The organism is Gemmatimonadota bacterium (assembly GCA_026702745.1).
Classification (GTDB): domain Bacteria; phylum JAAXHH01; class JAAXHH01; order JAAXHH01; family JAAXHH01; genus JAAXHH01.
Genome location: JAPPBT010000083.1, coordinates 82138 through 105753, shown reverse-complemented (window position 1 = coordinate 105753; position 23616 = coordinate 82138). Strand labels below are relative to the sequence as shown.

Sequence of the window (23616 nt, the reverse complement as noted above, 5' to 3'; positions counted from 1 at the left end):
AGAGGACAACTCGTCGCGAATCATAAAAAAACGCCACGGGTGACCGATCACCGAAAGATCGACCGGCTGAGTTCTTCCTCTCGAATCCCGTGAAATCAGTGTCACTGAAATCAATTTGATCGTACTCCACCGTAAAGACTAAATCAGGGGAAGTGCGCTGTTGTGTTTCTATTAACGGTAGTGGTATGGAACTCGCGATTGAATTCCCGAACGCACGGTAGAATCGCATTTGATTGTTCCTTAGTCTACAAAACAGCCATCTTCTGAATCGAACGGTGGTTGGATACCGTCCTTGGGATACGAAATGTGACTTAGCTCAACACCTTGCTCCAATAGTGATTTTATGTATGGCAAAATCTGCATGTAATACGCACACATTCCGGCAACTCTAGTAATGCCTTCTCGCCCATAGGCCAGTATGTTTCTGGCCAGACAGCCTCCGTTGCAGATCGTATTCAATTCACACTCACGGCATTCCAAAACACGTTCGGTATGAGGGATCCTTAATTGATCTAGAACCCCGTTGTTCCTCATTATGTCGTTTAACGATTGCTCTTTGATGTTCCCCATATTGTATTCGTTTAGCCCAACAAGCCAGTCGCATGGATAGACACTACCATCAGGTGTTACAGAGATGGTTTCCTTTCCAATTCCGCATGGAGAGTTATGACATACTGTTTCGGCGGGATTGAGTATTCCCGCAACTCGTTGTACCATTAAAGACAGGTCCCATTCATACATAGGTGTCTCATTGGTTGAATTGTGCTCAATCATCCAATCAAGAATGCGTTTGCTCGATTCAAAGTACTCAATAGGGCTCGGCAGTAGATGTATCTTGCCGTTCCCTCTACCTGAAAGGGAAAGTGCATTACACATGACTACGGTTAGATTCAGTTCCTTGTAAAACTCGAACATTTCAATAACCTTATCATGATTCACCTTGGTTAAGATTGAGATAACACCAAAGGGGATGTTTTCCTCACGCAACATTTCTATGGCTTTCATAGCACGGTCAAATGTACCCTTCCCGTCGTGATCTTTGCGTAGGATATCGTTAACATCTCCACGACCGTCAAGACTGATGCCGATGCTAATGTTGTGTGTATGGAGGTATCTCGCTATATGCCGATTAAGTAACAATGCATTTGTTTGTATGTTGAATCTCACCCGCCAAGCATACGGTCGTTGTTCGGTATCCTCTACAATCGTCTTGATTCGGTCGAACATCAATAGTGGCTCGCCGCCGTGTAGGTCGATGACGATCGGGCCGGAATGACTATATGCGGCATGGGCGATGGTGTTTATGGCAAGATCAGTAGACGTGTTCCCACCGATAAGTTCGGGTGTTGCATAGCAATACGAACATTTGATGTTACATGCGCCGGTGAGTTTCATTACTATGACTAAACCTCGAATCTCTTCTCCTTCAGTTTTGTATTTCTCTTGAAGCATTCTTTCTCTTGCTGCGGTAATGATGTTATCTGGTGGAGACCACGCGGTCTCTATTGCTAACAGTTCGGTCATGATAAATACCCTCTTATCTACTTGGCGTTGTCCGCTACCCTACACGGTGCGGTGGAGTTTTATTGAACGGCCATCTGGGGTTCAGGCAGTCCACGAGACCTGAAAAGATCATCTCGGAACGATATCCTTCGTGCCGTGCAAAATGCGTCGAAGTTCTCCGGCTGTTCTTCGATAATGTATTCGCCAAGTGACGGGCAACCACCTGGGCAAATACTCTTAAAAGCGCAACGCCGGCACGCTTGAAATTCAGCGTTCAGTTTATTGCTTAGGGCTTTAAGGCGAGAATCTGTAACTATATCAGGAAGGTCCTCATGGTTTAGATCACCCAGTTCATGTCCTTCCTTAACCAATCCCTGACATGGAAACACTCGACCGTCATAGGCAATCCTCAAGCTACCACAGGGGACGGCATCCCTGTAAATCGGACATTGGTTCCTATGTGCACGAAGCCGTGATACTTCGATTTCGTTCTGGTATTTTGTCATTAATTCAGCCGTATGATTGATGGCGTGTTGAACTTCAGTTGGTGCAAATTGAATATCCGAATATGTGTTATCGTCTCTTGCACGACCTTCGTATTTCGCCCACGAAAAATGAATCTTAGGAATATCGTAGCGTAGACCAACCTGAATCAGATGCTCAGTCGAGTCCAGATTGTTACGAGAAACCGTGCAACGAATCTGTGCAGATCTGTTCAGGTCAAACTCGTTAAGCAATTCAAGGAAGTTCAATACCCGATTAAACACACCCTTACCTCGTAGCTCGTCGTTTGTTTCCGCAGTGCCGCCATCAAGACTTATTTGTAACTTAACCGAAAGATCTCTGCACTTTTCTAGGATTTCTTTCTTGAAAACCGTTCCATTTGTTATAATCCAAGTTTCGGCATAACCTAATTCGTTTGCGAGCTCCAGAAGCTCAATAAGTCCTTGATATAACATTGTTTCACCGCCAGTGAACTGAACCACATTTGTGCCCAGTTCTTGTGAGTCGGCCAGGGTTTTCTTTATCAGATCCAACTTCAGTTTATGGCGTTCAATTCCGGATGAGTTGTAACAATGGATACATCTCAAATTGCATTTTGAAGTAAGTTCCACGAACAGATCATGACACGGAGAGTTTTCCACTAGTTACTCCTGACGGAATTTTGTAGTTAACTCCAAGAACGCCTGATATACCATAGCTTGTTATCTAAAAAGAACTGACACACTCCACTGAAATCGTTGTACATGTCTTCTTGGGGAATGTCATCGTATTCGGTCAACAGTCTTTCATATGCCTTGATTGGACTGTCTTCCTGCAATAACAATTGCCAGATGTCGTAAGCCATCTCGTTCAAATAGTAATACCGAAATGTATTAATGGATAAAGCGATAGCTCCGTCTTCCGTCTTAACGATTCTAGCGAACTTACGAGGTAGTAGTTTACAGCCTGCATCCATGTAGGAGGTTTTTCCAATCTGAAACCATTTCTTCATTACATCTCCAACATCGGGGTATTATGCCCGTTACAATAACTGCAACGGGATCAATTCCTATTATGGCGAGGTGGACACTGGCCGTCGCTTAGGAATCGTTGCGTCCAGACGGGACATCACCCGGTAAAACTACCCGTAAACAGACCTTTCCGGGTCTGTAATCGCCTCGCAGGTACCCAATTCGACCGCGGATTCTACATGACTGTTCTCAAACCAACTTTTTTTAGAAAGGTCAATCTGAGGTTCCCAAATTGAACGGGGGTTGCGTCATGTTAACAGCGGTGGATTGGCATTTATATTGCTTACCTCCGCAGCAGTACTAACCTGGCGATTCCGATAGGAGGAACAGGCTTGAGTTTGATTGGCGTGCAGAAACCATCCAAAAAAGATGAATTTAACATCCTACGAATTGTTAAGTAGCAAAAGTCATACCAATGCGTACCTGACCAAATACCACACCTTATCCCGACGACTGCCTGTAGGCCGTAAGTTGTTATAGTATTACGACTTAATTCTGTTTCTTGGAAGCCCGACGTCAACACGGACGCTCCAGATTTTGGAAACGCGAACATGCTCACTGTAAAATCCAAACTACAGCACAAACTAAATTACAGAGAACAAGTGAAACAATTTCAGCAGCTTAAGTTATGTAGTCGGTACTCTACACGACACGGGTGTGCTTGGTCTAAGTAATCACTTCCAGTGCAAGTGGACTAGTATGCTATTGTTACAGTTCCTACGTACAGTAGGAATGAAACAGCAACTGTTGCACCGAGCCGGTATTTTGGGATTGGATACTATTTGTACTTTGTCTGTAGAGGTGCGGCCACGGTTTACGTCAAGTCATATTCCAGCGTCGCGTGACACTAAGGATGACCTGAAAGTGTGTTCAGGCGCTCACCGGTAATCTGACGGATCTATCTCATATTTACATAACAGGTTATATAGATGGGTACGATGTACTCCAGCGATATCCGCAGCCTTCGAAACGTTGCCATTTGTTTCCCTTAAAATCCCCTCCAGGTATTGCCCTTCAGTATCTCTTGATACACCGGTTCTAACGGCTCGAAGTGATGGGATCTCGTGATTTCGGTCTATTCCCTCACCTTCTTCAGGGAAGATATCCTCGACGGTAACCCGACCGCTAGACGCCAGTGCAGTCCCCGATCTGAGTCTGTTTTCGAGCTCTCTTACGTTGCCCTCCCACTTATGTCGAAGTAACCTAGACATCACAGCCGGCGAAATTTCCAATGGCTGAGCACCGAAAGAAGTCGTTCTCCTCATGAAGTGACGGACAAGTAACGGTAAGTCGGCCAATCGTGACCGTAGCGGAGGCAACTGGAGCACCGCGCTCCCGATCCGATGGTAGAGATCCAATCGGAAGGATTTTTGAACTGCGGCCTCCTTCAGATCTCGATTGGTTGCTGCGATTACTCGAACATCCGTATACATTTGTCGGACACTGCCATAGGGTCGATACGATCCATCCTGTAGTACCCGCAGTAATACAGCCTGCGCACTTGGAGGCAGTTCACCGATTTCGTCGAGGAAGATGGTACCTTTATTCGCAGCGGCGAAAAGACCTGGCTGTTTTCTGTCGGCTCCCGTATAGGCGCCCCGTTCGTGACCGAAAAGCTCATTCCCAGCCAGCGTTTCGGGCAGCGCGGCACAGTCCACGACCACAAAGGCTTGGTCGGCGCGACGGCTTGCCGCATGAAGCGCCCTGGCGATCAGTTCCTTCCCAGTACCAGTTTCACCTGTTATTAACACCGGCAAATCCGTTTGAGCATACTGTAAGGTCATCGAACAGATACGTTTCATAACGTTGCTCTTGTGAATAATCGGTTCAAAGGCGGAATGCTCGTGATAACTCCCGAATTGCTCGGATGAACTGTTGCGATACTCTCCAGATGATCCCATGCAACCTCCCGTGTATGGTCCGGCCTCGAACGCTTGTAACAACAATTTACTTGTAACGACCGAGTAATAACCGGCGTTGGTCAGGTGATCGTGAATATCTGACATATGTAGAGCCAATGGCTAAACAGGGTTGAGAATTCGGCCGCTGGATTGAGAAGAAAATGCGCTTGCGCCGGCCTGTGTGTACTTCGAGACGGAGAGGTGTACACTGGCGGGATGGGAAACTCAGGTACTGATCTACCATCAATAGATCGACGAATGGGCAGTCTTGCAAGCATGACTACATACCAGGTCTATTCGAACGTGTCAGTTTCTACAGGGATAACGTGATTACATACGCGCTTTTAAAATGACATGCACGCACTACATCCCAAAATTCGATAATCTGTATGTCTGTGATTACAACAGTCAAGTGGATATTTTTATCATATGTTAATAATCAATATCATGGATTATACGGAATGAAAGTAGGTAAGACGAATAAAACGAAGTCTGCTGCCTTCAGAGCTTGATCGCACGACTGAAAATTACACCTGCGAATAGCAAGAAATCATTATGTCTTCAGTTCCAAACCCCGGTGTCGGGCAGCGGCTGCTGTACCTGCACGCACGTATTCCCAACGGCTTCTCCGAGATGCTTGGATATGCACCCGTCGAGCCTGTCAGATACTACAAGGCGGAAACCAGGGCGGATTTCCTGGATTGACCCTACAACACCGTGCACGAAGCACTCGTCGACAGCTAGCAGATCGTTAAGTTCCCCACTTTCAAGCATCCATCGACGACACAGGCCGATACACGCCGTGCGCAACTGATGAATGGGTCAGGGCGGCGTAAACTGACGTGCTGAATCGTTTGAAGTCATGGGTGAGGGTCTCGGGAAAGCCGAAGATCATCGGAAAGGAAGGGCGGGGCGGTCCAAGGCCTAAATCGGACTCTTCTTGTCCGTACACGAAACCACGGTCGTATTCGGCGGGTTCATGTACTAGCCTACGATTTCCTGCACCGTCCCTGATGAAGCGGGGTTTCAAAGAAAGCTTGAAAGTCTGGACTGATTAGGGCTTGATGCCGATGGCCTTCATACCCGAAGGAGGAAGTGACACGGCACGGACACCTCCTCTGCGTGAGTTCGCGCTCCAGTGCGATTTGTATTGCTGTTTGCGATGAAGCGTCGCATCAACCACGACCCTCACCCTTTAGTCCCCGTGCTTACGCAGCTGGCTAGGTCTGGACTCGTCGCAGACGCAAAATCTGAAAAACTCCTGACGGAGAAAACGTCCACGCCACTTGGTGAGGGTCCGCCTGCACACCTAGCGGCGCGTTACGGCGCGTTCGCTCTTGCACCTTACGGCGCATGAGCGAAGGTGATGCCTGCGAACGTCAGGTGGTGTGCATGGCGCTGTGACGTTATTTGCGCTGAAAGCGGCCTTGCGAATCAGGTGGGCCATGCGTTTACGTCCTACATGTATGCCAACTCGCGGAATTTCGCATTGATACGCGGCGCATAATAGGCACCATGAAGGCGTTGGTGGATCAAGCGGATCCGGCATAGAAGCCATGAAACCGTCTCGGCCCTATTCAAGGCACAGGCCTCATGAGCCAGCCAGCCGTTGTAGCCGATGAAGGAGACGTCCAACAGCCTTACACAACCGGCGAACGGAATAGAAGGTTTAGCTTGCTTGCCTCAATTAACAAGAAGACTCGGGCGAGTCTCGGTTTGCCGGACCAACCAGGCAGTGGCTATTGCTAGAATCTCCGGTTGCACCCTGAATTGCCTGTTATCACAGCGCGGGCGAGGCAGTTCGGCCCATTCTCCGGTAGTCAGGCCATCGGTTCGCCGGCCTTGATCCAGATCGTGTCGCCTAAACCAGTTGCGGATGGTTTGAGCGGGAACTCTTTGGCCAGTGCTTCAGGACTGCATCTGGAGCGAACGAGATCTACCATTAAGTGTACCTTGTCTCGGAAAATATTTCGTAATCCACCTTTTCAGTCATATTCCAAACATCGATCTGTTCTATAGAAATTCATTCTCTATTAACGCTGGTTAATCCTCCTGATCTTACATATCACTGGCGGTTATGCACGTTCCTAAAAACCATCGTCAATATGGCAAAAGTAACAGCGGTTTTCATAGCAGTTGTCCAAGACAATGACGCAGCAATAAGTCCGCTACTCACAGCTCCGGGAAACAGATCGGGTACAACCCACGGCCAGAGCAACCAAATGATCACAGTATATCCGGCGAAAGCGAGGCTGCCAATCAACAAGATGGCGGGCAACCACCGAGTGAAAAAATAGGTTTTTCTCATTTTAAATACGCCTTTCATAAAAGTTGTTACAGTGCGCAACGACGGTTTGCTATAAACGGGTCAAGCCTCGTTTCCAGATGAAACTAAACTGACTCCCGTGCTGAGCGAGGCTATGCGTTCATCACCTCGGAACGATCTCGAGTTCACGGTGTATGACCTCGCTGAGTGTGGGGGTCTATGTCCGTGAAGCCGGCGGCTATTTCAGCGACGACTGTGGTTGCAGTGGTCCATCGTAAATGACGTTTTGGGTCCTCTTGACGAACGAACTGTTTATAGATTCGATGCCGTTGGTAGTTATGAGGCCGTGTTTGAGAAAGGTCCTCATGCCCAAACCATACACGGTGAGTGTTTCTTCGAGGCCACCGTCCAAGGCTGTTGCCACGGAGGGATCCGAGGCGGCGCAGGCGCCCTGATCTAAGTGCGTGCCGCACTCTACGTGCGTGCCGCACTCTACAAGCTTGCCAAGTTGCTGCTAGGCGACCCCTTCATTCTCCGTTTCCGATTGCTCGAAACCTATGGAAATCCTTTGCTTATCGAAAGTGAGATCTAGGCAGACGAGTATCTGTTTCCCCTTGAAGAACTTGCTGTCTATGACCAGGTCAGACGAGGTCCAACACGAACCTGGTCGCTTTCCAAGATCCCGGCCAATTTGCTGTAGTCTTCCTTGCGGGCCCTACCGCGCACCGCTACGAGCCGCTACTGCGTTTTAAGCACTTCGCCCAACGGTCTAAACCGATCAAAATATACACCCAGGTCAGCGAAAGACGCATATCCAGATCCCGTGTTGAACATGCGTTCGACTTCATTCGACAAACGGGTAGATGCCCGCTTTTTCTTGCCTTGCGTGGTAGATACTTACTTCATCATAAGGGTCCGTGCAATAAAGAGCACGTTCATTATCGAAGATACACTCACCCAATGTACCGAGAAGCCTTCTTCATTGCAATTTGTACTAGAAGGGGACTACACCATTGCGTACAACATCCACATTTCGCAAATTACATGCCAACGAGCTGCGAACCGGAACGCAAGGCCCGCCTCTCAATTGCTAACTGATTGCAAATATATCAGATTAAACTGTTTACTTCTGATTGATCTCAGAATGAACAGGCTTACCGTTAGGTGAATATGGAATTTGCAACGTAGTCTAGAATATACATAGACTTCGTGAAGTTTCGTTCCTGTACCGCACCCTTGAGCGGGACTCAGAGTTTGGTTTCTTTCTGATCTACGAGGCACGCCAGTACATTGAGCCGTCGTCAGTTTTCGAGCCGTCGTCAGTTTTCGAGCCGTCGTCAGTTTTCTCGCGATTCATGCTTTAGGTTCTACAGGAAGCCGATACAGGCAAACCTGTCTGTCAGTTAGCCCGTGAACGATACATCCATCCCACGCTAATCCACTACAGGCGTAATCGGCTTTGGCATCAGGATAACCGCGCTTTCCTGGGCAACGACAGAGCAACTAGTGAGCAAGCAAGGTAACTACTTTAAGAATTATATTATAACAACTTAAACTCCTAACCATAATATCATGCGCTCAGGAAGGCACCGACTTTGGCCCAATGCGACCGAGTACTTTCGCCGACATTAGCATCCTGCTGGCGCTCTGGTTCATGATGTTCGCCGCGAGCAGCCAGACGATCATCATGACGCCGATACTGCCCATCGTGGAGGAGCAGTTCGACGTGCCCAGGGAATACCTCGGCGCACTGGTCTCGGTCTATTCGGTCATGCTCGGGCTGTGCGCGCTGGTCACCGGTCCGCTTTCGGACGCGATGGGCAGGAGACGTATCCTCATGATCGGCACCGGGGCCATGTGCGTGACCCTTTTCATGCACAGCTTCGTTACGGACTTTGCTTCCCTGTTGCTTATCCGGTCATTGTCCGGCATGGCCGCCGGCATCCTCAGCGGCGTCGCGCCGGCCTATATCGGGGATCATTTTCCGCCGGAGCGGCGGGGCTGGGCCAACGGCGTGGTCATGACCGCCGTAGCCGTGGGACAGATCGTGGGCATTCCGGGTGGAACGATCCTGGCCGACCGATTCGGCTTTGCCGCGCCTTTCGTTTGTTTCGCGGCGCCCATGGTGCTTTCATTTGTCCTGGTCTGGAGGCTGGCCCTGCAGCCGGCCGTGGCCCGGGCGCGCCTGTCTTCGATCGGATCAGTCGTCAGGCACTACGCGTCCCTGTTCACGACGCCGTCGACCGCGGCGGCAGTCGGCGCCTACAGTGTGATGTTCTCGGGGATCGCCTTCTACGTGATCTACCTGGTCGTATGGATCAAGGAGACTTTCGGAGTGACGAACGACGAGGTGGCTTCACTGTTCGTGGTCGCCGGCATCGCCAGCGTCATCGTGGGACCCTGGGCCGGACGCCTTTCGGACCGGATCGGCCGGAAAGTGCTGGTCGTGGGCGGCTGCCTGGGGCTCTTCGTCCTCATGACCCTTACGACGGCCATCATGACGGATTTCTGGATCGCCTACCCGCTCTTTTTCGCCATCATGGTACTCGTGTCGGGCCGCATGGGTCCCCTCCAGGCGCTGCTGTCCGAGATCGTGCCGGCGCAGCGGCGCGGTTCGCTGATGAGCCTGAGTATCGCCACCGGCCAACTGGCCATGGGATTGTGCAGCGCGGTCGCGGGCGTCGTCTATACCGAGGTCGGTTACGTGCTCAGTTCTGTGATCGGAGGTACGGGCATGCTTGCCATGGGGTTCATCATATGGCGGTTCATCCCCGAAACGCGCAAGGCATAAACGGGTGAGTACAGTCGGCGGGCTGGGGATGCGTCATGCGCATCCGACCGGATCAGGTCGCGTCCGGATGCAGCCCGTCCACGAACGCTGTGACGACGGCGTTAAACCGGTCGGGTTCCTCGTAGAACAGCGCGTGGCCGCTGTCCTCGAAGACTTCCATGCGCGCACCCGGGATGTGTTCGTTCATGTACTTGCAGCCCGGGTAAGCACCGCTTTTGCCGCCCGTGGTGATCAGGACCGGGAGGTCGATGGATGGCAGCATGGGACGCCAGTCCTGCGCCTGGTAATCGGGGCCGAGGGTGACTCCCTGGGCTGGCGTGTTCTCCCTGCTTTCCTCCAGCAGCACGTCCAGTTCGGCGTCCGGGACGTCCAGGGAGACGAACATATCCCGAAGTTGCCGGCGCTTGCGCTCGGTCTCGTCCTCAGGCGGAGCGTCGGTCACGGATCCAGGTCTGGTTTCGGGTTCGGCGTCGGGCTCGGCGTCGGCATCGGGCTCGGCGTCGGCATCGGGCTCGGCGTCGGCATCGGGCGGATCAGGCGGACTATGGACTTCGATGCTGGGTACTTCGTCCACCAGCACAACACCATTGAGCCGGTAATTACGGAAGAGTTCGATGTAGGAAAGGACGGTCCGGGCACCGATGGACCATCCCACGAGGGTAACTTCATCGAGATCGAGCGTCTCGATGATCTGGCGCACGTCCATGGCGTACCGGGCCGTGCGGTGGCCCCACGGGGTCTTGTCGGACCGGCCGTTGCCCCGGGTGTCGGCGGCAATGACCCGGAATCGTTGGCTGAGGGCCGGAACCTGTTTGCGCCACCAACCCAGGCTCAACCCGCCGCCGTGGATCAGGATGACGGGCTTCCCGATTCCTGTGTCTTCATAGTAGAGTCGAACGCCGTCGTTTGCCTCGACGAAGCCGGTGCGCTTCTCCATCTCCAATTCCCGTGATTCCTCTCCACGGCTTCAGTCCGTCCGGGTCTCGACACCGACCCCGTCCGCGATGCGGGGGTTGGGATGCAGAATGACGGGGTCGCCGGCCGACAGGCCATCCAGGATCTCGGCCTCGATCCCGTTACGCTGTCCCACCGATACTTCCCGCGACATCGCGACGCTTTCTTCGATGACGAAGACCCCCCAGCTTTCGCCTATTCTGAACAGGGCGCTGGAAGGGATCTTGAGCACGTCCTCATTCTCCCAGACGACGATCCGTCCCGTGACGCGGTACCCATCGCCCATTTCCACCGGCGTTTCGTCCAGGTCCACGATGACGTTGACTCGCTGTTCGTCCACGCCCAGCGCGGACACGCGCGTGAACGCGGCCGGCTCGACACGGCTCACCTTGCCGGAGAGGGGATCGGGGCCGCCCCACTCTTCGATCAGAACCGTCTGCCCGACGGCGACCCTTACGGCGTCGGTGGACAACACATCGATCGTAACCTCCATGTCGCCCGGATCGCCCACTTCCAGCAGGGGCGTACCCGCGGCGACGACCCGTTCGCTTTCTTCGAACAGGCGCAGCACCCGGCCGCCGACCGGCGCCGCGATGGAGAGAATGGCCCTGGCGTCGCCGCGCTCCTCCTGCAGCGCAAGAAGCGCCGCCTGGGCGACCTCGTGTTCGGAGACGGCCGCCCGGTGGCGGAAGAGGGAGGACTCCAGGGACCGTTCGGCAACCGTTGCCTCGTGCACCGCGCGCTCCAGGCGTTCCCTCGAGATGCTTCCGCTCGCGGCGAGCTGTTCCGCTCTGTCCCGGCCGCGGGCCGCTTCTTCCTGTTCCACCCGCGCACGGGCGACATTCGCCTCGGCCTCGCGGACCAGTGCCTGGGCCGTCTCGATCCGGGCGCGGGCCTCCGCGGACTCGCGGGAACCGAGGGGTGTAGGCGTGATGCGCGCCAGTTCATCGCCCTGGCCGACCCGGTCCCCTTCATTCAGCGCCGGTCGCGCCAGCCGGCCGGACGCCGGGGCCGTGATCAGGTAGCGCTGCCTTACGCGGGTCCTGCCTTCCTCGCTGATCGTCACCCGCAGGGGGCCTATCTCTGCGGTGGCCGAGTCGACCAGGACCGGCGCCGGCATGAACGCGCGGACGAGGAGGACCAGGACGATGGCGAGGACCACGAAGGAGATGATGTGCTTGCGACGTATTTTCATGACGGTCTCACAGTTATTCCTGGGTCTTGAGCACTCCGACCAGATCCAGGTATCGCAGTTTCCGGTGGACGATGTACGCGGACGCCACGGCCGCGGCGGTGACGACCAGGAAGGCAAACGCGTAGGTCTTTCCGGTGATGACCAACGGCATCCGGAAGAGCTCCTGGGCGGTGGCGTCCACGGCAAGATAACATAATGCCCAACCGATCAGAAATCCAATCGGTATCGAAAAAAGGGTGATGATGGCCTGCTCACCCAGGAGGACGACCGATATCTCCCGCTCGGTGAACCCGAGCACCCGCAGGCTGGCCATTTCCCGATTTCGTTCCGCCAGGGCGATGCGGGCGCCGTTGTAGACCATGCCGCAGGCGATGACGCACGCGAAAATGGTCAGCGTGAACGTGGTGGCGTTTGTGCTTTCGGCGATGGTATCTTCGAAGCCCTTGATCACGGCCTCGCGGACGGCGACACCCGCCACGGCCGGTGTCTCTTTCAATGTGCTGTACAACTCGGCCGCCCGGAGCGGGTCCACGGAGAGATAGGCGCCGGAGATCGTGCGGCCTTCGCCCAGGAACCGGTTCAGTGCGCGGCTGTCCATGTACGCGGTGGTGCCGATCAACTCGTCGACGATCAGGGTTACCGGCAGGCTGCCCTGCATTCTCGACCCTTCCTGGACTTCCACGGCGAGCATATCGCCCTCACGAACCGCCAGGAGGTCTGCCAGCGTTTTGTTCAGCACGATACCCTCCGGCGGCAGGGACTGCACCCGGCCGTCCCGGTCGATCAGCTGCCTCAGTTCTCCGGCCGGATCTAGTCCCGTTATGGCGGTCTGCTTCACCAGATGACCGGCACGAAGCCGGACGGGCACTGCGCGGTACGGCTCGGAGCGGACGACACCGGGCAGATGGGCCAGTTCGAACCGGGCACTCGCGGGACGGGGACCCGCGAAGACGACGGCCGCGTCATCGCGCTGTACCGTGCGGAACTGGTAGTCGATCATGTATTCAATGGAGTCGAAGGTAAAACGCCCCATGACCAGGATCGCCACCGACATGGCGATGCCGAAGGCGGAGAGCATCGTTCTGGCCGGCCTCCGTTCCATGTTGCGGAAGATCATCCGCCAGACCGGCGAGAGCATCCGGTGCAGGCCCATGCGTTCCATTGCGAGCGGCCTGAAGTGGGGTGGAGACTCCGGCCGCATCGCTTCTGCGGGTGGCAGGGCCATGGCCGCGCGGAGGGCGTGCAGGGTGCCCGCCAACGCGGCGGAAACACTGATCACCGCGGAAAGGGTGATGACGTCGGCGTGCAGCTCGTAGACCAGGTCGGGGAAACGGTAATATGCCTGGTACATGCCGGTGAGCGGCCGGCCGATCCAGAAGCCGCCCACGATGCCGAGAAGGGTCCCGCCGGATACGGCCAGGAAGGCGAATTTCAGATAGTGCCATCCGATCGACAGGTTGCGGTAGCCGAAGGCCTTCATGATGGCGATCTGGTCCCGCTGGGCCCGCACCATGCGGGAGAACACGATGTGCAGCAGAATCGCCGCGATCCCTAGGAAGATGGCCGGCGTGACGTTGCTGGATACGCTCAGGCCCAGGATCTCGTCCGAAAGGAACTTGTGGGAGATCTGGCTGCCCCGGCCGATGGCGCCCGCACTCCCATAGGGTTCGAGAATGAGGTCCATGCGGTCGATCACGTCCCGCTCGCGCGCCTCCGGCGAAAGGGCGACCGAGAGATCGTTGAACCCGCCCTCCATGTCGAAGGCGGCGCCGAGGGCGTCCCGGCTCATCCAGATCACGCCGAAGCGCAGGTTGTCCGGGAAGATGGAACCGGATCCCTGCACTTCGTAGACGTATTCGGGCGACAGGCCGATGCCCACGACGCGCAACGCCTTCCTCCGACCGTTTATGACCGCCCCGATCCAGTCGTCCGGCGCCAGGCCGTTGGCCAGGGCGAAGGCTTCGCTGATGATCACCTCTTCGGGCCGGCCGATCGCCGGGTAGCGGCCCTCCTGGATCGCCAGGTCGTTGAGCACGGGCCTGCGCACTTCGGGCATGGAAACCAGTCGGCCGATCGCGGGTTCATTCAGGCCGGGCACATCCAGGTTCACGTCCATCACGATTCGGGTGCGGACGCTCGAAACCCCCGGTATCCGGCCGATGCGCTCCGCGACAGGCGCCGGCGCACGCTTGATGCCGGCGAACACGTCGGCGAAACGGTACTTGGTATAGTAGGATTCCTGCGACTCCAGCAGGGCGATATAGGTGTGGCGCGACGAAACGTAGACCATGATCCCGCAGGCCATCACCAGCGTGATGGCGATGACCTGGCCTCGCATGCGCGCCAGTTCGCGGAATACCTTGCGGTTCAGGATGGTCATGGTTTGCTCGATCCGGCAGCCTACCAGCTCAATTCGTCCGGGCGTTTCTTCGCCTCATTGGCGTAAACTTCGACGATCTCGCCGCTGCGCAGGCGAATGACCCGGTCGGCCATGTCTGCGATCGCCGCATTGTGGGTGATGACCGCGGTCGTGGTGCCCAGCGTGCTGTTGACCTTCTCGATCACTTCCAGCACCCGTTTGCCGGTCGCGTAGTCCAGGGCGCCCGTGGGTTCGTCGCACAGGAGCACTTCCGGGCGTTTCGCGATGGCCCGGGCAATGGCCACGCGCTGCTGCTCTCCGCCCGACATCTGGGCTGGGAAGTGGTGCATGCGCGATTCGAGTTCCACCAGGCGAAGGGCTTCCTCCGCAGGCATGGGCCGGTCGGCGATTTCGGTGACCAGTTCCACGTTCTCCAGCGCCGTGAGGCTGGGGATCAGGTTGTAAAACTGGAAGACGAAACCCACGGACTTCCGGCGGAAATCCGTCCGTTCGCGCTCGTCCGCCGCAGTCAGTTCCCTTTCGCGGTAGTAAACCTGGCCGTCCGTGGGCACATCGAGCCCGCCGAGGATGTTGAGCAGCGTCGATTTGCCGCTTCCCGACGCCCCCAGGAAGACGGCCAGCTCGCCCGCGTACAGGTCCAGGTCGACCCCCCGGAGGGCGGACACGTCCACCTCGCCCATGCGGTAGACCTTGGAAATGCGCCGGGCCCGGAACACCGGACTCGCCTGGTCGACGGTCATGGTAGATGCTCCTTCTACCGGTCCCACGGAAACCGGGCGGTCGGCTGGTTGACGTAGCGGCGCAGGCCTAATGTCAGCCGCGCGCCGCATCCGGGCGCCAGGCGTACGGTGAAATCGGTATCGTCAACGGTAACACTTCGCCCGTTGAATTCGACCGTGCTCACCCGGTGCTCGCCGTAGGCGCCGCCCTGGACGGTCACGGTACGTGCATCGACCGGGTTGACGTTCACCAGGTGCACGTCCAGCCCATCGGGATCCATCCGGTCGACCAGGGCGGCCACGTCCGCCGGGACGCCGGGCCGGCCCCGATCGGGATCGAAGTACCAGAGCCGGCAGTGCATCGGACGGGCGTAGGCCGGCCTCGGCCCCCCGGTCATGAGATTCACGAGGGTCTCGATCCGCGCCGGGTTGAAGGGATTGGGATTGTCCGACAGGCGCGTGTCCGGCGTCGACGTATCGTTGCGGATCTTCTCCACCTGCCCCCGCAGATCCTCGAAGTCCTGCTTCAACACGTCCACGGGAAAACCGGGATTCGATCCGTCCAGGAAATCCAGCCAGGGTTGGTCGCCGGCCAGCGCGCGGTCGTCCGGGTTCATGGACCAGTCGTAGACCTCGACCGCGCCCCGGTCATAGGGTTCGGGCGCGTAATCGTACCAGCCGTCGTCTCCGTGCATGTGCGGATACATGGTGACGCCGTCCACGGCCTTCTGGTTGGCATTGACCGATTCGAGGACGGTGCGCCAGACGTCCACGTACTTCTGGTCGCCGGTGAGCAGCAGAGCGTTGCCGAACCCGTCAACGGCGTGGGCGACGGCATTCAGCGTAAAATTGTCCAGCCGGCCGTGGCGATGGGCGAACACCTTGTGGTCCCATCCGTAGACGCCGCCCCACCACCGGCCCTCGCAGGCGCTGCCGATGACGCCGTCCAGCCCCACGTTCGAGGGGATCACGCCCCCGTTGGCATAGGTGCGGTCCACCCACGCGTCCGCATACTCGAGGATCCAGTCCCGGTACTTCGTTTCGTCGGTGAGCGCATAGGCGTTGAAGGCCAGTCCCGTGCTCGTCAGGTTCAGCGGGTGGTCGCCCGCCACGTCGTTGTAGGTCTCGAAACGCTCGCACATCTCCGCGTAATCGCGCTGCCCGTGCAACAGGTCGAACCGGCCGTCTTCCAACGGGTCGCCGACCCAGTCCAGGGCGGTGGTCTTTCGCAGCATCGGCCCCCGGCTGCCGTTGAACATGCTCCGTATCAACCGGCGTTCCGGGTCGTAGTTCTTCGCCTGGGGATCCTCGTCCATGTAGAACCCTGCGAACCTTCTCACCCGGCGGATATGGTTTTCGTCGTCCGGATCGCAGTTGCCCAGCAGGTTGAACACCACCAGGCCCTCGGCGTGATGGGCCCAGTCGCTGTGTACCGGGAATTCCTTGTAGTACATGCCGTCCCTGGCAAAGGGCACGTCGACGGTCTTCGCCTCGGTGTACTGGCGGATATGGCCATCCTGCGCTGTCTTGCACATGTCCAGAATACGGTCACCCCCGCCGAGCAGGTAGACGACGGGCCAGTTCGCCAGGTTTTCGATGGCATCGTCCGGACCGTCGAGGGCGCCCCAGCGGGGCACGCATTCCAGGTAGCCTTTCTCGTCGAAGTACTTGTCGTAGAAGAGTTCGAGCGCCTGGGACATGGAGCGGATGAGCGCTCGCTCCAGCAAGGCCCACTGGGGCGGGGCCATGGGGGTGTCGATGTCCATATTGATGCGTGAAGGCATGAAGGATCCTGACGTTCAATCAAGAATGAATGTTATGGTGTTGACTATTGTAAAAGTAGTAACGATAATCAGGGTTCGCTGTACGCTTCCGGATAGGGACCCGGAACCGGGCCTGTCGTTCCAGACGGCAGGCTATTTTATTGAACGTACTGCATTTACGTTCTCGATCCGTTTGGATGATCGACAGGAAGATAGGGCTTCAATCATCTATCGTCAAGCGGATCGTGGCCGAGTCTGAGGTGCTGTGCCAGGACCACTCGAATCGCGTTTTCTGTCGTCGTGCATCCCTGTCCGTGTACCTGTAGAAATGCCGTCGTGCCGGTGACCTGGGGTCCTGCCTGTCTGGCTCGGGTCTCACTTGCCTGACTCGGGTTCAGCCTGATTGAAAGGAATGGCCGTATGATCAGTCGCGTCGTTTTGATGATGTCCGCCTTGTCCATTCTCCTCACGCATCCGGTCGTAACTGCGGCCCAATCGCAAACGGTCGACCAATCCGACCTGGTGCTCGAGCTGCTGTTCGACGGCGACGCCCGCGATACGAGCGGAAACGGGCATCACGGCGAGGTGTTCGGTCCGGTGCTTACGTCTGACCGCTTCGGACAGACCGACGCCGCGTACGCCTTCGACGGCCGGAACGACCATATCCGCATCGCACCGCCGCCGCGGCTTTCCGCCGAGGCGTTTACACTCTCGGTCTGGGTAAAATACGACGATGACGCATTCTCCCGGTACTGGACCAACGGTGTCATCACGCAGGACAGCGGCGGATCCGGCGAACGACGCGTCTTCCAACTCAGCGCATTCGGCCCCTTGCCCACGTGGCACATCATGGGCAGGGGCCGCGATCCCCTGATTACCCGTCCTGTCGGGACCTCCGTCTGGCGGCACCTGGTCGCTACCCACGACGGGAAGGTACACCGATTTTACATGGACGGTGTACTGCATGATCAAGCCGAAGCGCCCTTCCCGCCGCACCCGCAGGAACCTGTCTACGTAGGACGCAAGGGTTCGGGCGAACCGGATTTCTATTTCAAGGGCGTGATCGACGACGTGCGTATCTACACGGAAACGCTCTCTCCGGAGGCCATCCTGGCCCTGACACGGGAGAATGGATGGCAGCCTCCGCCCCTGCCGGGCATCGAAGTGCCGGATCCGCCGAAGTCATCGCTCGAAGAAGCCCTGGTGGCCCACTGGCCGATGGAGACCGCCGAAATGCGCGACGTGTCGGGCAGTGGGCTGAAATCCATCGTGATGGGACAGCCGGAGACCATTGAAGGTCGAAAGGACAGAGCGCTGCGGTTCGATGGCAGCGAGGACTGGGCGGTGGTAAAAAACCCGGCACTCGATCTCCTCCATTACCTGACCATTACGTGCTGGATAAGAGGGTTCGATACAGAAACCGAGTACAGCCAGGTGCTCTGGTACGGTGACGGCGCCTGGGGACAGGACCCCTATTCGATGTCGATACAAACAGGGAAAGTCGGGTTTCGCGTGGACGACGTGGCGACGCAATGGGAAGTGATGACCGAATCGAAGCCCGCATCCGACGCGTGGACGTTCGTGGCAGCGACCCTGAATACCCGGCCTGACGGACTCATGGATCAGAAAATCTACGTCAATGGTATACTTTCAGCGGAACAGGTGACGCCGAATCCCTACCGGTATATCGAACTGGGCCGCATGTGGCTGACCTTCGCTACCTTCGGGAGCGGATGGAACCTGTCGCGCCTGGACCTGGACGACGTCAGACTGTATAACCGCCCGCTGAATCACCGGGAGATCGAATCCCTATTCGAAGAGGCACAGGAGTAACCGCATGAATCGCGATACAGACCTTGCAGACGAAATACCGCACGGTCGGCCCGAGCCGGACGGCGAAGCGTCCCATGAACCCGGTAGCCGCCGCCAGTTTCTCAAAGGAAGTCTCGCGGCGGCGGCCGGTGTCGCGGCGACCTCGATGTGGGACGCGACAGCGGCGTTGGCACAGGAAAATGTAGCGGCTCCTCCCGGTCCGCCCGGTCCGCCCGCCAGGATCGACGACGAAGCCTACTGGGAGAAGGTCCGCGCGCAGTTCCACCTGAACCCCGATACCATCTATCTGAACAACGGGACCCTCGGGCTGTGTCCGAAACCGGTCACACGGGCAGTCTACGACGGGTACGTGTATCTCGCGGAAACCGGCAGCGAAGGCAGGTCCCAACTCTGGGACGAAGTGGAAGCAAGCCGGAAGGCCGCCGCCCGGTTTCTGGGGGCGGACGAGAGAGAAATGGTACTGACTCGGAATGCAACGCAAGGACTGAGCGTCATCGCGAACGGGATTCGGATGGAACCCGGGGACGAAGTGCTCATGACTTCGGATGAGCACATCGCGGGCATCCAGCCTTGGACGCGGCGTGCCCGGCGATTCGGCATACAGGTGAACCAGGTTCACATTCCCAGTCCTCCGAAGAGCAAACAGGAAGTGGTGGACCTGTTCGAACAGGCGCTGACCCCGAGGACTAAAGTGGTTTTCTTCTGCCACGTCACCCGCGGTCCAGGACTGCTCTACCCCGTCAAAGAACTGTGCGACATGGCCCGCGAGAAGGGTATCGTGTCAGCCGTAGACGGCGCCCAGACGCCCGGAATGACCCCCGTCAACTTGCATGAGATGGGGTGCGATCTCTTCGCCACGAGCCTCCACAAGTGGGCGCTGACCCCATCCGGCACCGGTTGTCTGTATGTCCGGGAGGGATTCCAGGAGACCTTCTGGCCCACGTCCGACGGCAACGGCCCGTGGGACGACCGGGAACAGCAACTCTGGCGCGTTGGCCCCCACGGCACGTACGAAAGACCCATCCGGGCTGCGATAAAACCCGCGCTCGACTTTCTCGATTCCATAGGAATGGACGCGATATACGCCCGCGACCGCATGTTGTCCGACTATCTGAAGGAACAGCTCATGGAGATGCCCGGAATCAGCCTGGGAACCTCCACGGACCATGCGCTGTCGAGTCCGGGCATCACCTCCTTCGGCGTCGAGGGATGGGACACCTCGCTTCTTCGGGGGATCCTCCGTGGAAAGGCCGGCATTATCGTGAGCCGGGACCAGAGACGGTCTCACGATATGATCCGGGTATCCACCCACTTCTACAACACGCCGGCGGAGATCGATCGACTGCTCGAGGTGATGAGGGAAATCATGTAGTGGCCGGCCGGAAACCGGTGGGGTCATATTCCGCCGTTTGTGTCGCTGGTCCAGCCTTGAACCGCTTTTTCGACGCACCTAGTCCCCGTCGTTGAAGTGCTCCGACCCACGATCCCGCAGGAAATCCAACGTACAGCGTAAATCCGGAATCCCGGTTCGTCCTCCGAGCCGGGTGCAGCTCAGGGCGGCGACAGCCGAGGCAAACACAGCCTTCTTCTCAAGACTCCATTCCTGCAGCAGGCCGAAAATGTAAGCGCCGTGGTAAACGTCGCCCGCGCCAGTCGTATCGACAACCTCTACGGGAAACGCCGGCGTGTGGAATGACCTGCCGGATGCCAGCGTGTAACTGCCTTCTTCACCGAGCGTTACGACTGTGACGGACGATCCGTAACCAGCCAGAGACTTCGCGGCAGCCGCCGGATCGGCCCGGCCGGTCAGCGCTTCGGCGAACACCTGTGAAGCGATAAGGTAGTCCGTCGCCCGAAGCAGATCCTCGATATCCTGCGGGCGGGACAGGCTGTCCGCGTCCAGGACCACGGGCACGCCCGCTGCGTCCGCGATTTCCGCGGCAGCCAGCGCGGCCTGCCGGCCCGTAGTGTCCAGATGCACGTACTTAGCGTCGGCGATCATTCCAGCTGGTATCTCCGAAGGGGACATATCCACGGTCGTCCCACCGGCCATGATGGTGCGCTGCCCGGTCGATTCATCGACGAGAATCATGCTGACGGGGGTCGTAGCACCGGGCTCCACGATCAAATGTTCCGAGTCGACACCAAAGAGGTCGAATTCCTCCTTCACGGCACGGCCCGCCATGTCGCCCCCGACTTTGCCCGCGAAGGCGGTGGACACCCCCAGCCTGGAAAGCGTGACCAGCGCGGTGGAGACCATCCCACCGCCCTGCTGGGTCGAGGCGCTCATCCAGACCTGGTCATCCTGGTCCGGCAGGTGGGGCACGATACCCAGAAAGTCCAGGCAGGCGCATCCAAGGCCGACGACGTCATGAGTCATCATCCGGTTCCTCATTTCAACTTCTCGTCAACAGGCTCTGCTTCACGTGAATGCCCGTTTCGTCCGCATCGACCGGCAATGGGTCCGAAAGGCCGCTCTCCGCATCCAGACCCTCGGTACCCAGCAGGAACCATTCACCGCCGTGCTCTACGAGCTGGCTGGCATAGAAGCGATGCGCCGGCGCTTCGGGCATGATCTCGCCCGTGCCGTGAATCCGGAACGGACCCAGTGGCGAATCACCCACCATGGCGTAGTCGGTGCTTCTGAAGGGATGACCGGGGAAACGGTCCCTGAAGGAGGACGCCAGCCAGAATTCATGGGTGCAGAAAACGAGATACCAACGGCCTTCGATGAAGTATACCTGGGGCACTTCCATTTCCTCGGTCATCCGATCGTGTTCCGGCGGCGGGAGGCATTCCCAGTGGATCATGTCAACCGACCGGGCGATACCGACGCTGCCCCGTTCGGCCACGTCCCCGTCAGTGCGCCGCGCGCAGACGTACTGTTGGACCCGGCCTCCCGTGTCCAGGAGGAAGGGGTCCCGCCAGTGGGTGAGCTGCCGCTGGCCGGTCGATTCGATCTCATAGAACGCGGGATCGGCCACCGAGGTCGGGTTTTCGGAAAGTTTGCACCAGGTTGCCAGGTCGTCTGAGACCGCCATTCCCGTGCGCTGGACAAAGGCGGCCTCGTGCTTGTGGCCGGTATAGGCCATCCAGTACCGCCCGTCGCGCCGGATAACGCTGCCGGTCGCCAGGGACTTGCCGTCCCACGCGTCCGGTGAGCCCGGTTCGAGTGCCGTCCCCTGGTATTCCCAGTGCGCCAGGTCATCCGAAACGCAGTGGTCGATTCTCCATCCTGTTTTATGATCTAGGGGCATGGCGAGAAACCATGCATGGACGGTAGCACCATCGGTAAAATACCAGGCATCTCCGATGCGGTGGCCCTCGAGTCTGAACACGTCGGGTACTCCCTGGCAAGGGTATTCCGGCTCTGGATATCGATGAAGCAAGGAGGTGCGGGCATATTAACACACCGGTCGCCGGCGTCAAGTCCATTTCAATTGACAGTTCTCCCGGACAACCCTACCATTTCACGTCGAGCAAGGCTGGATGCTGCAATGTCCATCCATCATTCCGACCAGGACGAGACCGGCCAGGATGAGACCGGTCTGGACGACACCGGCCAGGATGAGGCCGGACCACGAAATGCCACCCGAATCCACAAGGAATCAGGTCCATGTCACTGACCGCAAACGTACGGGCCATGCTGCCCGATCTGGACGGATACGCGTATTTCCAGACCAGCGGGTTTTCTCCCAAACTGAACCCCGTCGTCGATGAAGTCGTCCACTGGCTGAAGTTCCAGAGCCGGGGCCCCGCCCTGCCCTTTGTCTCCGAGCGGATCGAGGAACAGAAACGGGACATCCGGGGTAAGGTCGCCCGTACCGTCAACGCCACGCCCGAAGAGATCGTCATGACGGAGAATACCACGATCGGCATCAACATCGTGGCGAACGGCATCGACTGGAAACCGGGCGACAACGTACTGCTAACCGACCACGAGCACCCGGGCAACCGGTTGACCTGGTACAACCTGACCGGGCGGTACGACGTGGAACTGCGGTTCGCGCCGATGTACAACGACCTTGGCAGAACGCTCGAGGAGATGGACCGCCTGATCGACAGCCGCACGCGTCTCGTCAGCGTCAGTCACGTCTCGAGACGCACCGGCCTGCGCCTGCCCGGCCGGGCGGTCTGCGACCTGGCCCATGGGAAAGACACGCCCGTCCTTTTCGACGGCGCCCAGTCCTTCGGGGCCATACCGATCGACGTGCGGGCGCTGGACTGCGACTTCTACAGCTTCTGCGGGCACAAGTACACCATGGCGCCGCAGGGCACCGGGGGCCTGTTCATCCGCCGGGACCGGATCGATTGGCTCAAGCCGAGCTGGATCGGGTCCCACTCTCAGAAAACCTTCGACCAGGAAGGAAACATGGCCCTGCACGACGAAGCCCGGCGGTTCGAGTTCGCCACGCGGAGCGTGCCGGACCAGGCGGGTTTCGGCAAGGCACTGGATATCTGGGACGGGCTGGGGTGGGAGGAGATTTTCGCCGGCATCGCGGCGTATACCGACCGGATGAAGGCCGCATTGCTCGAGGTCCCGGGACTGGTGCTGGAAACGCCGGCGTCCTACGGCGATTCATCGGGCATCGTTACGTTCCACGTACCGGGCCTGGAGGCGGGCCCTCTGTCGGAAAGCCTTCAGCAGCATGAGAAAGTGCTGGTCTCCCCGCTCGAATTCGCGGCGGAAAGCACCCGTGTTTCGACCCACGTGTTCAATTCGGACGAGGACCTGGAGCGGTTGACGTCGGGGATCCGGAGGGTGCAGCGAGAGGGGCTGGATTCGTAGATCCAGGC

15 protein-coding genes are annotated in these 23616 nt (G+C 57.6%); 5 read left to right on the top strand and 10 right to left on the bottom strand.

Features of this window, described 5'->3' with window-relative positions; all coding sequences use genetic code 11:
• Window positions 1–240: 240 nt before the first annotated feature.
• From OXH56_14330 to OXH56_14320, 3 genes are all read right to left on the bottom strand, one after another.
• On the bottom strand, window positions 241–1524 hold the full coding sequence (locus tag OXH56_14330; protein ID MCY3556487.1) for a radical SAM protein: 1284 nt from the start codon (window positions 1522–1524) through the stop codon (window positions 241–243).
• A gap of 59 nt (window positions 1525–1583) precedes the next feature.
• Window positions 1584–2648 (bottom strand): radical SAM protein, encoded by a 1065-nt coding sequence (locus OXH56_14325; GenBank protein MCY3556486.1) that lies wholly within the window; start codon window positions 2646–2648, stop codon window positions 1584–1586.
• 1247 nt (window positions 2649–3895) lie between these two features.
• Entirely contained in the window at window positions 3896–5023 is a 1128-nt protein-coding gene (locus tag OXH56_14320; protein MCY3556485.1) for a sigma-54 dependent transcriptional regulator, read from the bottom strand.
• Window positions 5024–5473: 450 nt separating this feature from the next.
• On the opposite strand from OXH56_14320, the gene OXH56_14315 reads away from it, so the two are divergent.
• Both OXH56_14315 and OXH56_14310 read left to right on the top strand, forming a co-directional pair.
• Entirely contained in the window at window positions 5474–5623 is a 150-nt protein-coding gene (locus OXH56_14315) for a hypothetical protein (protein MCY3556484.1), read from the top strand.
• A 3164-nt stretch (window positions 5624–8787) separates the two neighbouring features.
• Window positions 8788–9975, top strand: coding sequence for an MFS transporter (locus OXH56_14310; GenBank protein MCY3556483.1), 1188 nt, complete (start codon window positions 8788–8790; stop codon window positions 9973–9975).
• A gap of 52 nt (window positions 9976–10027) precedes the next feature.
• Here OXH56_14310 and OXH56_14305 read toward each other — a convergent pair whose 3' ends face one another.
• The 5 genes from OXH56_14305 to OXH56_14285 are packed head-to-tail and all read right to left on the bottom strand — an operon-like array spanning window position 10028 to window position 17007.
• On the bottom strand, window positions 10028–10912 hold the full coding sequence (locus OXH56_14305) for an alpha/beta hydrolase (protein ID MCY3556482.1): 885 nt from the start codon (window positions 10910–10912) through the stop codon (window positions 10028–10030).
• Between the two features lie 30 nt (window positions 10913–10942).
• Window positions 10943–12124 (bottom strand): efflux RND transporter periplasmic adaptor subunit, encoded by a 1182-nt coding sequence (locus tag OXH56_14300; GenBank protein MCY3556481.1) that lies wholly within the window; start codon window positions 12122–12124, stop codon window positions 10943–10945.
• A 13-nt stretch (window positions 12125–12137) separates the two neighbouring features.
• Window positions 12138–14504, bottom strand: coding sequence for an FtsX-like permease family protein (locus OXH56_14295; GenBank protein ID MCY3556480.1), 2367 nt, complete (start codon window positions 14502–14504; stop codon window positions 12138–12140).
• Between the two features lie 20 nt (window positions 14505–14524).
• A complete protein-coding gene (locus OXH56_14290) occupies window positions 14525–15244 on the bottom strand; it encodes an ABC transporter ATP-binding protein (protein MCY3556479.1) in 720 nt (239 codons plus the stop codon).
• Window positions 15245–15258: 14 nt separating this feature from the next.
• Window positions 15259–17007 carry a hypothetical protein gene (locus tag OXH56_14285; protein ID MCY3556478.1) on the bottom strand — a complete coding sequence of 583 codons (1749 nt, stop codon included), beginning with the start codon at window positions 17005–17007 and terminating at the stop codon, window positions 15259–15261.
• A gap of 399 nt (window positions 17008–17406) precedes the next feature.
• Between OXH56_14285 and OXH56_14280 the strand changes: the two genes are divergently transcribed.
• Together OXH56_14280 and OXH56_14275 are read left to right on the top strand one after the other, a co-directional pair.
• Window positions 17407–18819, top strand: a complete 1413-nt coding sequence (locus tag OXH56_14280) for a LamG domain-containing protein (protein ID MCY3556477.1) — start codon at window positions 17407–17409, stop codon at window positions 18817–18819.
• A gap of 4 nt (window positions 18820–18823) precedes the next feature.
• A complete protein-coding gene (locus tag OXH56_14275) occupies window positions 18824–20191 on the top strand; it encodes an aminotransferase class V-fold PLP-dependent enzyme (protein MCY3556476.1) in 1368 nt (455 codons plus the stop codon).
• 78 nt (window positions 20192–20269) lie between these two features.
• Here the strand turns inward: OXH56_14275 and OXH56_14270 are convergent, their stop codons facing one another.
• Window positions 20270–21202, bottom strand: a complete 933-nt coding sequence (locus OXH56_14270) for a PfkB family carbohydrate kinase (protein MCY3556475.1) — start codon at window positions 21200–21202, stop codon at window positions 20270–20272.
• Window positions 21203–21215: 13 nt separating this feature from the next.
• Window positions 21216–22157, bottom strand: a complete 942-nt coding sequence (locus OXH56_14265; protein MCY3556474.1) for a hypothetical protein — start codon at window positions 22155–22157, stop codon at window positions 21216–21218.
• A gap of 278 nt (window positions 22158–22435) precedes the next feature.
• Here OXH56_14265 and OXH56_14260 point away from each other — a divergent pair, with 278 nt between their 5' ends.
• Window positions 22436–23608, top strand: a complete 1173-nt coding sequence (locus tag OXH56_14260) for an aminotransferase class V-fold PLP-dependent enzyme (GenBank protein ID MCY3556473.1) — start codon at window positions 22436–22438, stop codon at window positions 23606–23608.
• The last annotated feature ends 8 nt before the right edge of the window (window positions 23609–23616 follow it).

Excerpts from the sequence above, each read along its gene's own strand:
- OXH56_14330 (MCY3556487.1), bottom strand. The coding sequence starts at position 1,524 with ATGACCGAACTGTTAGCAATAGAGACCGCGTGGTCTCCACCAGATAAC.
- OXH56_14320 (MCY3556485.1), bottom strand. The coding sequence starts at position 5,023 with ATGTCAGATATTCACGATCACCTGACCAACGCCGGTTATTACTCGGTC.
- OXH56_14315 (MCY3556484.1), top strand. The coding sequence starts at position 5,474 with ATGTCTTCAGTTCCAAACCCCGGTGTCGGGCAGCGGCTGCTGTACCTG.
- OXH56_14310 (MCY3556483.1), top strand. The coding sequence starts at position 8,788 with ATGCGACCGAGTACTTTCGCCGACATTAGCATCCTGCTGGCGCTCTGG.
- OXH56_14305 (MCY3556482.1), bottom strand. The coding sequence starts at position 10,912 with ATGGAGAAGCGCACCGGCTTCGTCGAGGCAAACGACGGCGTTCGACTC.
- OXH56_14300 (MCY3556481.1), bottom strand. The coding sequence starts at position 12,124 with ATGAAAATACGTCGCAAGCACATCATCTCCTTCGTGGTCCTCGCCATC.
- OXH56_14295 (MCY3556480.1), bottom strand. The coding sequence starts at position 14,504 with ATGACCATCCTGAACCGCAAGGTATTCCGCGAACTGGCGCGCATGCGA.
- OXH56_14290 (MCY3556479.1), bottom strand. The coding sequence starts at position 15,244 with ATGACCGTCGACCAGGCGAGTCCGGTGTTCCGGGCCCGGCGCATTTCC.
- OXH56_14285 (MCY3556478.1), bottom strand. The coding sequence starts at position 17,007 with ATGCCTTCACGCATCAATATGGACATCGACACCCCCATGGCCCCGCCC.
- OXH56_14280 (MCY3556477.1), top strand. The coding sequence starts at position 17,407 with ATGATCAGTCGCGTCGTTTTGATGATGTCCGCCTTGTCCATTCTCCTC.
- OXH56_14275 (MCY3556476.1), top strand. The coding sequence starts at position 18,824 with ATGAATCGCGATACAGACCTTGCAGACGAAATACCGCACGGTCGGCCC.
- OXH56_14270 (MCY3556475.1), bottom strand. The coding sequence starts at position 21,202 with ATGATGACTCATGACGTCGTCGGCCTTGGATGCGCCTGCCTGGACTTT.
- OXH56_14260 (MCY3556473.1), top strand. The coding sequence starts at position 22,436 with ATGTCACTGACCGCAAACGTACGGGCCATGCTGCCCGATCTGGACGGA.